This window comes from Candidatus Polarisedimenticolia bacterium (assembly GCA_036001465.1).
In the GTDB taxonomy this organism is placed as follows: domain Bacteria; phylum Acidobacteriota; class Polarisedimenticolia; order Gp22-AA2; family Gp22-AA2; genus Gp22-AA3.
The window spans coordinates 25702-40900 of sequence record DASYUH010000022.1 but is presented as its reverse complement, the minus strand read 5'-3'; the positions used below and the strand labels follow the sequence as shown (position 1 = coordinate 40900).

At 69.3% G+C, this 15199-nt stretch carries 15 protein-coding genes; 6 read left to right on the top strand and 9 right to left on the bottom strand.

Going from position 1 to position 15199, the window contains the following annotated elements:
- Positions 1 to 17: 17 nt before the first annotated feature.
- A complete protein-coding gene (gene rho / locus VGV60_04840; protein ID HEV8700580.1) occupies positions 18 to 1238 on the bottom strand; it encodes a transcription termination factor Rho in 1221 nt (406 codons plus the stop codon).
- Between the two features lie 51 nt (positions 1239 to 1289).
- Here rho and VGV60_04835 point away from each other — a divergent pair, with 51 nt between their 5' ends.
- The 3 genes from VGV60_04835 to VGV60_04825 all read left to right on the top strand — a co-directional run bounded on the left by VGV60_04835 (position 1290) and on the right by VGV60_04825 (position 3173).
- Positions 1290 to 1628: a hypothetical protein gene (locus tag VGV60_04835; GenBank protein ID HEV8700579.1), complete on the top strand. Its 339-nt coding sequence runs from the start codon at positions 1290 to 1292 to the stop codon at positions 1626 to 1628.
- A gap of 224 nt (positions 1629 to 1852) precedes the next feature.
- Positions 1853 to 2722, top strand: a complete 870-nt coding sequence (locus VGV60_04830) for a metallophosphoesterase (GenBank protein ID HEV8700578.1) — start codon at positions 1853 to 1855, stop codon at positions 2720 to 2722.
- Between the two features lie 244 nt (positions 2723 to 2966).
- Positions 2967 to 3173, top strand: coding sequence for a hypothetical protein (locus VGV60_04825; protein ID HEV8700577.1), 207 nt, complete (start codon positions 2967 to 2969; stop codon positions 3171 to 3173).
- Here VGV60_04825 and VGV60_04820 read toward each other — a convergent pair.
- From VGV60_04820 to VGV60_04810, 3 genes are all read right to left on the bottom strand, one after another.
- Positions 3157 to 4452: a replication-associated recombination protein A gene (locus VGV60_04820; GenBank protein HEV8700576.1), complete on the bottom strand. Its 1296-nt coding sequence runs from the start codon at positions 4450 to 4452 to the stop codon at positions 3157 to 3159. The two genes, VGV60_04825 and VGV60_04820, sit on opposite strands and share 17 nt — an antisense overlap.
- Positions 4453 to 4647: 195 nt before the next feature.
- Positions 4648 to 5244: a helix-turn-helix transcriptional regulator gene (locus tag VGV60_04815; protein ID HEV8700575.1), complete on the bottom strand. Its 597-nt coding sequence runs from the start codon at positions 5242 to 5244 to the stop codon at positions 4648 to 4650.
- 194 nt (positions 5245 to 5438) lie between these two features.
- Complete coding sequence (locus VGV60_04810; GenBank protein HEV8700574.1) at positions 5439 to 6566, bottom strand: DUF3187 family protein; 1128 nt, start codon at positions 6564 to 6566, stop codon at positions 5439 to 5441.
- Between the two features lie 93 nt (positions 6567 to 6659).
- Between VGV60_04810 and VGV60_04805 the strand changes: the two genes are divergently transcribed.
- Positions 6660 to 7970 (top strand): cation:proton antiporter, encoded by a 1311-nt coding sequence (locus tag VGV60_04805; GenBank protein ID HEV8700573.1) that lies wholly within the window; start codon positions 6660 to 6662, stop codon positions 7968 to 7970.
- A gap of 6 nt (positions 7971 to 7976) precedes the next feature.
- Here VGV60_04805 and VGV60_04800 read toward each other — a convergent pair whose 3' ends face one another.
- The gene (locus VGV60_04800; protein HEV8700572.1) at positions 7977 to 8846 is read right to left on the bottom strand and encodes a redoxin family protein; all 870 of its coding nucleotides are present in this window, start codon (positions 8844 to 8846) and stop codon (positions 7977 to 7979) included.
- 69 nt (positions 8847 to 8915) lie between these two features.
- Between VGV60_04800 and VGV60_04795 the strand changes: the two genes are divergently transcribed.
- Positions 8916 to 10841, top strand: a complete 1926-nt coding sequence (locus VGV60_04795; GenBank protein HEV8700571.1) for a DUF885 domain-containing protein — start codon at positions 8916 to 8918, stop codon at positions 10839 to 10841.
- On the opposite strand, the gene VGV60_04790 is transcribed toward VGV60_04795, so the two are convergent.
- Positions 10838 to 11527 carry an SRPBCC family protein gene (locus tag VGV60_04790; protein ID HEV8700570.1) on the bottom strand — a complete coding sequence of 230 codons (690 nt, stop codon included), beginning with the start codon at positions 11525 to 11527 and terminating at the stop codon, positions 10838 to 10840. The two genes, VGV60_04795 and VGV60_04790, sit on opposite strands and share 4 nt — an antisense overlap.
- Positions 11528 to 11704: 177 nt before the next feature.
- On the opposite strand from VGV60_04790, the gene amrS reads away from it, so the two are divergent.
- Positions 11705 to 12805: an AmmeMemoRadiSam system radical SAM enzyme gene (amrS, locus tag VGV60_04785; protein ID HEV8700569.1), complete on the top strand. Its 1101-nt coding sequence runs from the start codon at positions 11705 to 11707 to the stop codon at positions 12803 to 12805.
- Here amrS and VGV60_04780 read toward each other — a convergent pair.
- From VGV60_04780 to VGV60_04770, 3 genes are read right to left on the bottom strand one after another with little or no spacing between them, the layout of a single operon-like run.
- Positions 12802 to 13185 carry a hypothetical protein gene (locus VGV60_04780; protein ID HEV8700568.1) on the bottom strand — a complete coding sequence of 128 codons (384 nt, stop codon included), beginning with the start codon at positions 13183 to 13185 and terminating at the stop codon, positions 12802 to 12804. The two genes, amrS and VGV60_04780, sit on opposite strands and share 4 nt — an antisense overlap.
- A 15-nt stretch (positions 13186 to 13200) precedes the next feature.
- Positions 13201 to 14349: a cyclic dehypoxanthinyl futalosine synthase gene (mqnC, locus tag VGV60_04775; protein ID HEV8700567.1), complete on the bottom strand. Its 1149-nt coding sequence runs from the start codon at positions 14347 to 14349 to the stop codon at positions 13201 to 13203.
- Complete coding sequence (locus tag VGV60_04770) at positions 14346 to 15194, bottom strand: menaquinone biosynthesis protein (GenBank protein ID HEV8700566.1); 849 nt, start codon at positions 15192 to 15194, stop codon at positions 14346 to 14348. Before VGV60_04770 ends, mqnC begins: the two co-directional genes overlap by 4 nt.
- Positions 15195 to 15199: the final 5 nt, after the last annotated feature.

Genomic DNA, 15199 nt, shown 5'->3' with positions numbered 1-15199 from the left:
CCCGTGGGCCGGGGACTTCAGAGATCGAGAGACTTCAGGAAATCGCTGTTGCTGGGGTGCTTGGCGAGCTTGTCGAGGAGCTTCATCATGGCGTCACGCGGCTTCATCTCGAAGAGCACCCGGCGCAGCTTGTGGATGCGCGGCAGCTCCTCCTTCGTGAAGAGCTTCTCCTCCTTGCGGGTCCCCGACCTGGGGATGTCGAGGGCGGGGTAGATGCGCTGCTCGAACAGGTCGCGGTCCAGCACCAGCTCCATGTTCCCCGTCCCCTTGAACTCCTGGAAGATGACGTCGTCCATCCGGCTGCCGGTGTCGACCAGGGCGGTGGCGATGACCGTCAGGCTGCCGCCTTCCTCCGCCTTGCGGGCGGCGCCGAACAGGCGGCGCGGCTGCTCCATCGTGCGCGCGTCCAGGCCGCCGCTCAGCGTGCGGCCCGTCCCCGGGGTGGCGGCATTGTGCGCGCGGGCCAGGCGGGTCAGGGAATCGAGCAGGATGACGACGTCGCGTCCGACCTCGACCAGGCGCCTCGCCCGCTCCAGGACGATGCGCGACACCGACACGTGCTGCCGCGCCATGTCGTCGGACGACGAGGCGATCACCTCGCCGCGGACGTTGCGCTTCATGTCGGTCACCTCCTCGGGCCGCTCGTCGACGAGCAGCACGATCAGGTTGATCTCGGGGTGGTTCTTCGAGATGGAGGCGGCGATCTTCTGCAGAAGGGTGGTCTTGCCGGCGCGCGGCGGCGCCACGATCAGGCAGCGCTGACCCTTGCCGATCGGCGTCAAGAGATCAATGACCCGCATCGACAGCTCGGCCGGCTCGGTCTCGAGCTTGATCCGTTCGAACGGGTCGATCGAGGTGAGCTCGGTAAACGGCCTGCGCCGGGCGAACTCCTCCGGCTTGACCCCGTTGATCGAGCGGATCTCGACCAGGCTGAGGCCGGCGGCGCCGCCGCCTCCGGCCGGACGTCCGCCGCCGTGCGACCCGTGCCCGCCGTGGCGCGGGTGGCCTCCATGCCGCGCCTCACGCGGCCGCGCGCCGCGCGCGGAGTGGGCCGCCATGCCTTCGATCTCGCACCCCTCGATGCCGCCGCCGTTGAGGCGCTGGTTGGCCGGGGCGAGGCGCAGCAGCATCTCGCGCGGGACGAACGTGTCCTCCGGGGACGGCCGGTAGTTGCGCCGCGGCTGGCGCAGGTATCCGCCCGCCTCCCCCGTCACCTCGAGGACGCCGCCCGCTTCCACGGCCGGCTCGGCCGCCCGAGCCGTTTCGGAGTGTCCATGCTGGGGGTGGCCGTGCGATCCCTGCGAATGTCCGTGCGCCGCGGCCGGGGCCGCCTCGCCCGTCCGGAAGGTCCCCTGGCCCTGCCCCGACGCGTGCCCGGAGCCGGAGTCGGGATGGTGACCCCCGCGCCGCTGCTGGGCGCGCCTGTGCCGCCAGTTTCTGTGATGGCGCCGCTGGCGGTTCTGGCCGCCCCCCGCCTGACCATCATGCCCGTGGCCGTGCTGGCGATGCGGCTGCGCATGGGAATCCGGGCGCGGCGCCGGCGCCGCCTGGCCCCCAGGGTGCGGGCCGACCGTCCCGCCCGGATTGGCGGGAGGCTGCCCCGAGTCCGGGTCATGGCGGTGCGATGATTCGGGCCGGCCATGGGCAGGCCGGCCGTGATCGTGATGCCGCTTATCAGTCAAGGGCTAAGGCCGTTCCTAAAGGAGGGGCAGGACAAACCCCATGGGGTGACCGGGGAATACTAGCCCGAACGTCCATCCGGGTCAAGGTCGGGGAGCCGGTCCGAACATCCGGACAGGCTCCCGGGTGGCTCGGGGGGTGGACCGTCCCTATATTCGAGGCCATGCGCGTCGTGCCTCGAGGAAGAGGGGGCCGGCTGGTCCTCCTGGCAGGAGTGGTCGTCGTGGCGATCGGCCTCTACGCCGCCCTGATCGAGCTGGACTGGATCGAAGTGCTGCGGTCGGTCGAGTACATGCCGATGCTCAGCCCCGACGCTCCGGATCTGACCCTCGTTCATCTGAGCGACATCCACATCGCGTCGATCGGCCGGCGTGAGCGCCGTGCCATCGCGATCGTGAACACCGCGCAACCCGACGTCATCGTCATTTCGGGGGATCTGGTCCGCTCGGGCGTCCGGCCGGCCGATCTGGAATCGTTCCTGGCGGCCCTGCGTGCCCGCAGCGGAAAATTCCTTGTGTGGGGCCATGACGACTACCGGGCCGGGGTTCCCAGGACGTGGGGACCCGAGGCGGTCCGCCGGGCCGGGTTCACGCTCCTGAGCAACGGCAGCCGGAAGATCCGCTATCCCGGCGGACGCATCGTCATCGCCGGCCTGGACGATCCGATCACCGGTCACGACAGTCTCAAGCTCGCGATGGCGCACGTGGCGAGACGGGACGCCTGCATCCTCGTCGCCCACAGCCCGGAGATCGCCGCCAGCCTCGGGAACTGGGACATCGACCTGGTGCTCGCGGGCCACACGCACGGAGGCCAGGTGAGGCTCCCCGTGATCGGCGCGCTCTGGGCGCCCCAGGGAACGACCGCCCACCTGGAGGGCTGGTTCGACGTGGACCCCGGGGTGCGCCTGCACGTGAGCCGCGGCCTGGGATGGTCCTTCTTGCCGGTGCGCCTGTTCTGCCGTCCCGCCATCGATGTCATCACCTTGCGATCGGGGCGTCCGCCGGGGCGCGGCTCCCCGAAGAGCATCATCGGCAGGTCCTAGAGGTCCTAGAGTTGTTGACACCCGTCGGCAACGATGTTATAGACACCACGAAAAATTTCTTGCCGGCAGGGGCCGACGCGGTCGCGACGCACGGAAGGGGGTGAGTCGCCATTCCGAAGAAAAAGAAGGCTGCCAAGAAGAAAGGTGGGAAGAAGGGGAGGAAGTAGGATCCTTTCTCCGCTCTTCTCGGCGAGGGGTGACGGCGTCGCCCCTCCATTCGTCCCGCACGATCCCGGAGGACAGGGTGAATTCGTCGCGCACGTGGAAGACCGGTGAGATTTGCAGGGTGTCCGGCACCTACCGCTGCGAGAACTGCCATTTCGCGGGGCGCGAAGTCCTCAAGGAGTTCGAGGCGGGGAAAGTCCTGCCGATGTGCGACGTCTCTCCCGACGACAAGGACGTGACCTGGCTTCTGCTGAAGCCGGCCGCCTCCGTCAAGGCGACCGCCTGACGTCCCGGCGCTCCCGCAGGCGCCGCTTCGCCTCCTCGATCTCCTTCATCCGCTCCCCGAGGTGCTTCTCGAAACCGACCGGTTTCGGCTCGTAATACCGGCGTCCGCGCAGGCGGTCCGGCAGGCACTGCAGGTCGGCGGTCCCCTCCTCGAAATCGTGGGCGTACTTGTAGTCCCTGCCGTAGCCCAGGCCCTTCATGAGAACGGTCGGCGCGTTGCGGACGGCGAGAGGAACCGGGTCGGCCGGCCCCGCCTTCAGATCCTCCTGCACGCGGTTGCACGCCGCGTACACCGCGTTGCTCTTCGGCGCCAGCGCGAGGTAGACGGCGGCCTGGGCCAGGGCGAGGGCGCCCTCGGGCATCCCGAGGAAGTCGAACGCGTCCTTGGCCGCCAGCGACACCGGGAGCGCCTGGGGATCGGCGTTGCCGATGTCCTCCGACGCGAAGCGCACCATGCGGCGCGCGACGTACAGAGGATCCTCTCCCGATTCCAGCATGCGGAGAAGCCAGTAGAGCGCCGCGTCCGCGTCGCTGTTGCGCAGCGACTTGTGCAGCGCCGAGATCAAATTGAAGTGCTCCTCGCCCGCCTTGTCGTACAGGAGCGGGGCGCGCTGCGCGGCGCGCGCGATCGCCTCGCGGTCGATCGGCCGGGTGCCGTCCGCCGCCGCGGGCGCCGTCATGGCGAGGAGCTCGAGGATGTTGAGGGCGCGGCGGGCGTCCCCGCCGGACAGGGACGCCAGGTAGAGGAGATCGTCGTCGCCGGCGGTGACGCCGCGGGCGGCGATCCCCCGCTCCGACTGCATGGCGCGCCTGAGCAGGCCGGCGATCTCGGCCTCGTCGAGCCCCCTCAGCGTGTAGACGGCGCAACGTGAGAGGAGGGCCGCATTCACCTCGAACGACGGGTTCTCGGTGGTGGCGCCGATCAGGACGATGGCGCCCGATTCGACGTAGGGCAGGAACGCATCCTGCTGGGCGCGGTTGAAACGGTGGATCTCGTCCACGAACAGGATGGTCCTGCGGCCCGTCGCGCGCCGGTATTGCTCGGCGGCGCGCATCACCTCTTTGATCTCCTTGATGCCGGACAGGACGGCGCTGAACTGGACGAACTGCGACCGTGTGAGGCGGGCGATGATCCGCGCCAGAGTGGTCTTGCCGGAGCCCGGCGGGCCCCAGAGGATCATCGAGTGGACCCGGTCCCTCTCGATGGCCTCGCGCAGGGGGCGCCCCGGGCCGATCCGCTCCTCCTGGCCGACGATCTCGTCGAGGCTCTCCGGACGCATGCGCTCGGCGAGCGGAGCCGCGTCGGCCCGCGGCCCGGGGAATGCGGGTCCGGGAGACGGGGCGTCGGAATCCGATCCGAAAAGGTCCATCGCGGGAGGTTAGACCGGCGGGCAGAGCCTGTCAATCAAGCGGCGCTGGGCGCAGTCAGCCGGCCGCGCTTCAGGGTTCTCTACGCGAACTGCCGCGGCCGTCGTTCAGCCGGCGTTCTTCTGGAGGGAGGGCATGCGCACGGACCTCTCGACCGGCACCTCGAGGCTGCCGGCCTGACCGAAGCGATGCAGATCCCTGACCTTGCTGTCGGCGAGGGTCGTGACCACGGCGTCGTAGACCGACAGGGCCGCGACCAGCGCTTCCCGGCCGTGTTTCTCGAACGACTTCAAGGCGCGGCCAACCTCGGTTTCGCCCACCTCGCGCGGCTCCTTCTTGGTCGCCTCGCGCACCGCGGCCACCGCCCCGTTGATGACCTCCAGGGCGTCCGCCAGAATCTTCCGCTCTTCCGGCCTGAACGATTGGAACTGGTAGGCCAGCTCGTAGACCTCCGGCTTCAGTCGCTCCATCTCTCCGGAGCCGTTCTCCCAGTGCCGCCCCGTCAGGATCCATTCGATGGAGGTGTGGCCGATGCGGGCCAGCTCGAGGAGCCGCTTCACCTCGGGGAGGATGCCGTTCTCGTACTTGTGCACGGCCGGCTGGGTGGCCCCCAGCAACTCGGCCATCTGCCACTGCCGCAGCCCCCTGCTCTTGCGCAGGGACTTGATCCGTTCGCCGATGACGACCTTGTCGAGTGGTTCCACGTTAGACTCCCCCGAGTCAGATTATTTTTCCGGAGCACCCGTCGGGTGTATTCCCCGGAAACCCGCGACCTGTCTGTGATTGCACGGGAATTATACGGCGACGTCGGGGTGGAGGCAATGAAATAGATAAGCGATCGGAATAGCCTTCCGGCGGGGGGATGACCCGCCCCGAAGCCCCGCCAACTGACGATTTTTCAGGGACTTGGCCGGGAAACAGCCGGCGGGGAGCCACCGGCGGGCCCGGCGGAGGCGGTCCTGCAGCGCACGCCCAGGAACATTCCGACGTCCGGAGTGTTGTAGTAGGGCTCCAAGTTCTCGATCACGGCCCATTCCAGGTCGACCCCGCCTGGAAGGTGGTACCGGATGCCGGCGCTGACCTCCATTGCCACCTTTCCGAGGTCGTTCCCGGAGCGGAAGGGGAACGGGCCGCTCGTCCGGATGGCCTGGGCGATGAGGTGGACGCGGGGGTTGGCGGCGAAGGCGTAGGAAGCGTACAGACTCCTCGAGGCGTGGAGCGGCAGCCCGGGTGCCAGTTTCCACTCCCCAACATGGTTCCAGGCCGAGCCGAGGTGGAGCGTCGAGCGTGGCCATTTCCGGGAGAGCCGCAACGCCAGGCCGTAGTCCGTCGAGCCGCTGCCGGCCAGATTCCTGAATGCCCCTGTCGGCAGCTTGGCGGACAGAGCGGCGCTGACCGCCGGCATCCGTCCGCGCGGCCGTACGATGGCGCCGGCCACCGACACCACGATGTCCCCCAGGCGGAAACCGCCCGGCGGATCATCGAGATAGACCGTCTGTCCGTCGCCGATGTACCCGGCGCGGAATTCGCCCCGGGCGAAGCCGGTCCGGCCGCCATCCGGCAGGTGCAGGTGGTCGTGGAACGAGTCAATCGGCCCGTCCATAAAGCCGCGCCCCTGGGACAGGAACGGCACTTCGACTCCGACCTCGAGACGCCGGGCGATGCCCAGGCGTGCATCGAGCACGGTCCTCAGGGTTTCCCCGTCCAGGACGTACGCGGTGCCGGACGGCTGACCGGCTGCGATCGAGGCCAGGGTCGGAAAGGTCACGCGGCCGTCATAAGCGTCCCCATTCCGGTCGAACTCGTTCACCAGCGCGTCGCTTGCCACCAGAGTGTTCTCGTACGTGAGGTGCAGCGCGAAGCGCGCCTCGCGATCGGGCTCGATGCCGGCGGCGGCCGGCGCCGGCTCGAGAAACAGGAGCTTGAACGGCAGCTGGCTCCGGATGGGAAGGGGATCGTCGGGGGCGGAGGCGAAAGCGCTCCACGGAACGAGAAGAATCCACACGATGAGCGGGGCGCGGATCATCCAGCTTGAGCCTAGCATGAGTTGGCGGCTACAATCCCAGCCCCGCCGACCCCCCTCGACCGGCGGCGATCCCGGACGGGAATGGACGCCTCGATGAATTTCATTCTGCAGATCCTGCTCTTCCTGGCCCTGGTCACGCTGATCTCGAAGGCCGCGGGGCATCTCAGCACGCGCTTCGGGCAGCCGGCGGTGTTCGGCGAGATCCTGGCCGGGCTGCTCCTCGGGCCCAGCCTACTGAACGTGCTGGATTGGGGGGTGTTCCGCGCCGCCTCGGACGGCGGGATGCACCATGCCGATCTGTCCTCGGTAGTGCAGGTGCTGGCGGAGATCGGCGTCATCCTGCTCATGTTCGTGGCCGGCATGGAGACCAACCTGGAGGAGATGCGGCGCGTCGGGAAGGTCGCCTTCTGGGCCGCCATCGGCGGCGTGGTCCTGCCGCTCGCCGGCGGCGCCGCGGCGGCGCACCTGTTCGGCTACGGTTGGGGCGAAGGGTTCTTCATGGGGGCCGTCCTCACGGCGACGAGCGTCAGCATCTCGGCACAGACGCTGATCGAGCTCCGGAGCCTGCGATCCAAGGAGGGCAGCACGATCCTCGGCGCCGCCGTCATCGACGATGTCATGGGGATCATCGTCCTGTCGCTCGTCGTGGCGTTCGTCGGCCGGGGAACGGCGGCGCAGGGCGCGGAGGCCGCGGGAGCCGCCGCCGGGCTCGGCATGGCGATCGCCTGGGTCTGCCTGAAGATCACGCTGTTCTTCGTCCTCGGCTGGGTGCTGGGGCGCCGGTTCCTCGAGCGGATCACGCGGGCGGTCGCCCGGTTGGGCGTCAGCGAACCGGTGATCGCCTTCGTCGTCGTGGTGGCGTTCCTGTATGCCTGGGCGGCGGAGTACGTGGGAGGGGTCGCGGCCATCACCGGCTCCTACATGGCCGGGGTGCTGTTCGCGCAGACCCCGTTCAAGGAGAGAATCGATCGCGGCATCCACCCCCTGACCTACTCGTTTTTCGTGCCGGTCTTCTTCATCAACATCGGACTGCGCGCGGACGTCAGGCAGATCACCCAGCTGGCCGGGATGACCGCCTTCATCCTCGTGGTGGCTGTCCTCGGCAAGGTGATCGGCTGCGGGGCGCTGGCGTGGATCTCGGGCTTCAGCTACCGCGAGTCTCTCCGGGTCGGCGTCGGGATGATCTCGCGCGGCGAGGTGGGACTGATCGTCGCGGGGTACGGCCTGGCGAACGGCATCATCGGGCGCGACGTCTTCTCGGTCATGATCCTGATGGTCCTGATCACCACGATGATCACGCCGCTCTGGCTGCGCCGCGTCTTCCCGCGCGTGGCCGAAGAGCGGGGGAAGCCGGTCTACGAATCGGTGGCCGGCCTTCAGGAACGCGGGGATGAAGAGGGCTGAGGCCCTCTAGGGTGCGCGGCCCCCCGCCAGGCGGGCGATGTCGTCCTCGAGGTCCTGCAGGGCTTCGATCGCGACGATGCGGCCGTCGGCGTCCAGCAGGATGTAGCGGGGAATCCCGGTCCCGGCCACGCCGTACAGCCGGGCGATCGGTCCGTGCCAGCCGCCGCCGTCGAAGATCTGGAACCCGGGCAGGTGCTGGTTGTAGGCGAACGCCTCGAAGGCCGGCCGTTCCTCGTCCAGGCTCACGCCCACGATCGCCAGGCGACCCGCATACTCTTCGGCGATGCGTCGGAGCGGAATGACGTTTTTCAGGCACGGGGGGCAGGTGCTGGCCCAGAAATCGAGAAGCACCGGACGTTTCCTGAGGCCCTCGAGGGCGAACGGGTTCCCCTTGAGATCGGTCGCCGTGAACAGCGGGGCCAGCACGCCGGGGCGCAGCTCCTCCGGCGCCGCGGGGGCCGTCCAGGTCTCTGCCCGATCCTGCGGGAGATCGACCGTGAGGGTTCCGGCGCCCCGTCCGACCACGAGGCGCGTCCCGTTCGCCTTGTCATCCCGCAGGAGGCGCAGCACCTCGGCGGGGGAGAGGGGATCGAGATCGACCAGGCTCCGGCCGTTCACCACCAGAAGCACGTCCAGGGGAAGAACGCCGGCCCGGTCCGCCGGGGATCCGCCGGCGACGCCGGTCACCACGATGCGTCCCAGGCGCGACTCGAGCGTCATCCCCGCGGCGCGGACGATCGGAGCCGAGGGATGCGGCGCCCCGGCGGACGGAACGGGCGGAGCGGCCGGGGCCTCCGGGCGTCCGGCGAGCGCCAGCGCCAGGGCCGCGGCCGGCAGGATGGCGGCCGGCACCTTTCCCAGGCGGTGCGAGTTCATGGTCGTTCCTCATGCTATCATGCGCCCCCGCCGGGAGAGGCTCGTGGCGCCGGGGACGTCGGGATGCATGTGAAAAGTCTTGCGCTGCCGGCCCTCCTGGCCGTGTCGTGTCTTCCGTCCCTCGCCTGCTCCGGAAAGGACGCCCGGTTGCCCTGGCCGCAGGTCCGCGAGAAATACTTCGTCGGCTACCTGAAGCGGGATCCGGTCACCGCCACCTACCTCGGCGCCGACGCCTACAGCCCGGAGCTCTCCGACATCAACGCCGGCCTGCCGGACGTCTCCAGGTCAGGGCGCGCCGATCGGAAGGCGTTCTACGAATCGATCCTCGCCGACCTCGACCGGGTCGACCCCGGGTCGCTGTCGGCGGCGGACGCGATCGACCGGGATGTGGTGCGGGCTCAGGTGCGTTTCCTGAAGCACATGATGGAGGACGCGCGCCACGATCTGAAAAGCATCGACACATACACCGTGGCGCCGTTCCGCGGCGTCGACTGGCAGATCCAGCAGATGACCCCGCTCCCGGGGGGTGGCCTCGGGACGGCGCAGGAATGGGAGCGGGTCATCCGGCGCGTGCGCGCCGTCCCGGCGTACCTGCGCGGAGTGCGGGAGAGCCTGCGCGAAGGGATCGAGGCGGGCGTCATCCCCGATTACCGGGTTGTCCAGTACGACGGCCTGGACGCGACCGGCGGCCACGCCACCTACTTCGGCGAGAGCCTGCCCGGCCTGGCGGCCGGCCACCTGCAAGGACAGATCCACCGGGATCCGGTGCTGAAGGATTTGAACGAAGCGGGCCGGGAGGCGGCCGCCGCCTTCCGGGACCTGGGGACCTTTCTCGAGGAGGCGTACCGGCCGTTCAAGGACGGGGACCGGTACGCAGCCGGCGAGGCCGAGTACGAGTGGCGCCTGCACAACAACCTGCGTCTCGACCCGAAGGAGACCGCCGCGTCCCTGTTCGCGTACGGCGGAAGCCAGGTCGAGGAGAGCCGGAACCAGCTGCTGGAGGTGGCCCGCGAGGTGGCGCGCCGCCGGAGCCTGCGCCTCGACTGGAGCGGCCCCCGGGCATCGATCCTGTCGGTCCGGCGGGTGATGGACGACCTGGCGCGGGAGTACCCCAAGAGCGACGAGGAGATGTTCGCCACCTACCGGCGCAAGGCGCTGGAGCTGGTGGAGTACGCCCGGCGGCACAGGATGTTCGCGCTTCCCCAGGACTACCGCCTCGAGATCGTCGAGACCCCCGCGATGCTCGAAAGCACTCTCGAGGCGGCCTACTACCCGGCCCCCGCGTTCAAGCCGCAGGGGATCGGCCGCTTCTACCTGACCGCCTCGCACGGCGCGCTCGGCGTGCTGAAGGAGAACAACATCCACGCGGTGGCCGATCTGTGCGCCCACGAGGGATTCCCGGGGCACGACTGGCAATACCAGTTCATGCGGCAGAAGGGGGCCTCGATCGCCGCGGTCCGGTGGCTCACCCCCGGAGCGGTGGAGGACTCATCCTCGATGTGGGAGGACAGCATGTCGGCCGAGGGCTGGGCCCTCTATGCCGAGCAGCTCATGGCGGAGCCGCAGCCGGGGGCGCCCGGCGGCTTCTACACGCCGGAGGAGCGGCTGTACCAGTTGAAATGGCAGGTGCTGCGGGACGCCCGGGTCCGCCTGGACACGGGCCTCCACACCGGCCGCATGAGCTTCGACGACGCGGTGGCGTACTACCTGGAGCACGTGGAATTCCTGCCGGATGCCTGCACCGGCAACCCGACCGACCCGGTCCGCCTCGCCGCCTGCAACGGCGCGCGTCGCGCCATCTACCGCTACTCGAAATGGCCTACCCAGGCCATCACCTACCACCTCGGCAAGCGGGACATCCTCGAGCTGCGCGATCGGGTCCGTGCCCTCCAGGGAGATCGCTTCTCCCCGCGCGCCTTCCACGAGCGCTTCCTCTCGGCCGGAACGATTCCTGCCGGGTACTTCCGGGAGAGCCTGCTGGCCGAATCCCGCTAAGCGCTCGTTTCGGGGCCGCGCGGGATCCGCGCCGGTGGAGGCGGGGGGGCGGGCGCCACCGTGGACGCCTCATCCGCGCTGCGATCGGTCTCCGTCCCCTCACGAGCGGAGTTGTCGATCTCCACCTTGAGCGAGCGCAGCCCCTGATCGAAGAGTCGGGCCTGAAGCCGGGATCGGGACCTCATCCGGGCCAGGATCAGGCGCGGCCCGCGCAGCTCGGCCCGCAGGCACCACGTGAGCTTGGTCGCGTCGCTTCCGGCCGTCTCGAGGAGCAGGGTGCCGAGGTGCGTCTTGAGCCCGCGGTGCGTCCCCAGGGAGTCGCGGCGCAGGGCGAAGGCCAGCTGCCGGCCCGGATCGACTCGTACGACCTCGAGGTCGGCCCAGTAGGGGGAGCCGTCCCAGTCGCCGTGGGCACGCCACACCGATCCGGCGTGCGCGCCGTCGCCGTGCCGCAGCGACCATGCGGTGATGGGACACAGCTCGCGCGCCTTGCCGTGGCGCTCGTGCAGGGCAGGCAGGTGGCGGACGAATTCCCAGGCACGCCCCGCGGGGGCGTGCACCATGACGCTCCGGGTCAGCTCGAGACGGCGGGCGAACAGCACGCCGGCCGTTCCGGCTGCAAGGACTCCGAGCAGGAGCAGAAGCAGGGCGGCCGTCCCGCCGGCCGCCAGGATTCCAGGATGCAACCCAGCGCTCCTCAGCACGCCCGTGAGCCCGCTCGAGACGCGGAATCCCGCAGCAAGCGGGCGACCGGGACGTTCGGGATACTTCCAGCAAGCGCGGCGAGACGATGCGAGGCCGAGGATACCACAGGATGCCGGCGGTACGTCCCGGAACGTGGGCGGCGCTATACTCCTCATGTCATGGCACAGGCAGCGGGACCCCTGGCGCGGACTCTCTCGGAACTGACGCGCGCGGGCGAGATCTACGAGCGCCTGCAGGACGCCGCGGTCCGCTGCCACGCCTGTGGTCACCGCTGCCTCATCCCTGCGGGGCGGCCGGGAATCTGCAAGGTCCGCTTCAACGAGGGAGGGACCCTGAAGGTCCCCTGGGGGTACGTGGGGGCCCTGCAGTGCGATCCGGTCGAGAAGAAGCCGTTCTTCCACGCCCTGCCGGGGGCGCTCGCCCTCTCCTTCGGCATGCTCGGCTGTGACTTCCACTGCGCCTACTGCCAGAACTGGATCACGTCGCAGGCGATCCGGGACCCGAAGGCGGTGTCCGCTCCCGAGCGGGTGAGCCCCGCGGATCTCGTGGCGCTCGCGGGCCGGAGCGGGGCGCCGATCCTGGCGTCGACCTACAACGAGCCCCTGATCACCTCGGAGTGGGCCGTGGCGATTTTCCGGGAGGCGGTCGAGGCGGGGCTGGTCTGCGCGTACATCAGCAACGGCAACGGCACGGAGCAGGTCCTGGAGTACATCCGGCCGTACGTCCGGCTCTACAAGGTCGATCTCAAGTCGTTCCGCGACCGCAGCTACCGCGGGCTCGGCGGCACGCTCCGCAACGTCCTCGACACCATCGTGCTCCTGAAGGCCAAGGGCTTCTGGTTGGAGATCGTCACGCTTTTGATCCCCGGCTTCAACGATTCGAACGAGGAGATCACGGACATGGCGCGCTTTCTGGCGGGCGTGTCGCCGGACATCCCGTGGCACGTGACCGCCTTCCACAAGGACTACAGGATGACCGACCCGGACGACACGCCGGCCTCGACCCTCCTGCGCGCGGCCTCGATCGGGCGGGAGGAAGGGCTGCGGTTCGTCTACGCGGGAAACATTCCGGGCGCGGTGGGGGACTTCGAGAACACGCGCTGCCCCGGGTGCGACGCGATCCTGGTGGGGCGCCTCGGATACAGGATCCTGGAGTACAGAATCTCGCGCGACGGGACCTGCCCCGCCTGCGGCCTGGCGATCCCGGGGCTGTGGCGGGGAGGCGCATTCCACGGCCAGACCGCGGGGCCGGGGCGCTAGGAGCCTGTCCGAGAATCGGGCTGGGTCTCGCTCCGGGCGCCGTTCAGGCCGCCTCCGGTGTGGGACATCGCCCCCTGAAGCCTGACGACGAACCGGTCCGGATCGTCGGGGCTGATGACGAAATTCCGGAACCAGCCGCTGCGCCGCCTGACGGTGACGCTGTTCCAGAACTTCAGGGACGACCAGTTCTCGTGGATCAGGGCGCCGCGCCGATGGACCTCCTCGATGTCGGCAAGCGGGATCCGCCGTATCACCCAGCCCAGAATCAGGACCTCGAGGGCTTTCTCCGTGATGCGATAGGCGATCGTCCCGGCGGCCGCCAGGAACGTGAGGAGCACCGCCGCGATCAGCATCGCCTTGATGATGACGAGGAGGCTCATGAGAGGTGCGCCTGGTCAGGACACCAGCCGGTACAGCGTGTCCCTCTGGCGGGGGACGTAACCGGCCTCGTGGATGAGGCGCTCGATCTCCGTGCGGTTGGTGCAGCCGTACGCCCCGGCGGCGCGCACGACGTTCTCCTCGATCATCGTGCTGCCCATGTCGTTGGCCCCGAACTTCAGGGCCACCTGGCCGATCTCCTTTCCCTGCGTGACCCAGGACGACTGGATGTTCGGGATGTTGTCCATGAACAGGCGCGCGACCGCCTGGGTGCGCAGGTATTCGGCGCTGGTGACCTCCCGGCCCCCCAGCGCGGTGTTCTCCGTCTTGTAGGTCCAGGCGATGAACGCGGTGAAGGCCGCGCCCCCTTTCGAGAGGCTCCGGTCCTGCAGGGAGCGGATCTTGTCCATGTGGGCGACGCGGTCGGCATAGGTCTCCACGTGGCCGAACATCATGGTGGCGGTCGACGGCAGGCCGAGGGCGTGCGCCGCTTCCATCACCCCGAGCCAGTCGCCGGACATCGTCTTGAGCGGCGAGATCTGGAGGCGCACCTCGTCCACCAGGATCTCCCCCCCTCCGCCGGGAATGCTGTCGAGACCGGCCGCCTTGAGGCGGCGCAGGACCACCTCGAGGGGCCGCTTCGACACGTGCACGATGTGCTGGATCTCGGGGGGCGAGAAGGCGTGCACGTGCAGGCGAGGGAACTTCTCCTTGAACGAGCGCAGGAGGTCCTCGTACCACTCGAGGGGCAGGTCGGGGTGGTGCCCCCCCTGCATCAGGACGCCGGTGCCGCCCAGGGCCAGGGTCTCCTCGATCTTGGCGTGCAGCGACTCCCTCGAGTGCAGGTACCCCTCCGGATGCCCCGGGTCGCGATAGAAGGCGCAGAACGAGCAGCGCACCACGCAGACGTTCGTGTAGTTGATGTTGCGGTCGACGATGTAGGTGACGATCGGCTCGGGGTGCAGGCGGTGGCGCGTCCGGTCGGCCGCCAGCCCCAGGTCGATGAGGGGCGCCTGGCGCAGGAGCAGCAGCGCCTCCTGCGGATCGATCCGCCCGCCCGCGGCGGCGCGCTCCAGGATCGCATCCGTGGCGGAATTCGAGACGCGGGGGACGCGCATTTCCTGACGGGCTCCGTCCCCGGACGGAAGCCGATCGGCCCCGCTCACGTGTGCCTCCTCGCCGGCGCCGGAAGGGCCGGCACCCGCTCCCAGTCGTGCGGGTCCCGGAAACGGATCGTCCGGCGACCGGGCGCCAGCCCGAGGTCCTGGGCCTGCCGGAAGAAGAGATCGAGCCCGCGCTGCTCCTCCGACCCGAGGTAGAAATGGATGTTGGTCCTGAGGTAGGACTCGATCGTCTCGGGCGGCAGCTTCAGGCGCTCACCCGCCAGGATGGCCACCTCCGGGATCGACGCCATGCCGATGCGGCGCGACTCGATGAACGGCCGCACTCCGTCGGGCAGGACGACGCCGGGCCTCACGGCCCATAGGGCGAAGACGAACGGCAGCCCGGTGATGACGAACCACTCCGCCGCCAGATCGTAGATGTGGAGTCCTTCCGTGTCGGCCGCCAGGGCCGCATCGCCGATCAGGAGCGCCGCATCGTGCTCGCGCAGCATCTCCGGGAGCGACGCCGCCTTCTGGGCGTAGGCCACGTCGTGGAGCCCCCGGTGCGCCAGGATGATCTTGAGGAGGACCGCCGAGGTCCTGGAGTTGGAATCGAGCGCCACGCTTCGGATGTCCTCCAGAGGCGCGCTCGACGCGAGGAACACCGAGCGCACCCGCCTCTTGCTGGCGATGCAGATCTGCGGCAGGAACTCGACACCCGGCAGCCCCAGGTACTCGATGGATGGAATCAGCCCGACGTCCGCCTTCCCCGAGCGCAGCAGGTCCGCGATCCGGGACGGAGCGGCGGGCGACACCTTGAAGAGCCCCTGGTAGGGGCCGCGCAGGAAGCCCCAGGTCAGGGGCTGGGCATTGACGAACGGGACCGACGCGATGCGCACATGATCCATGGGGT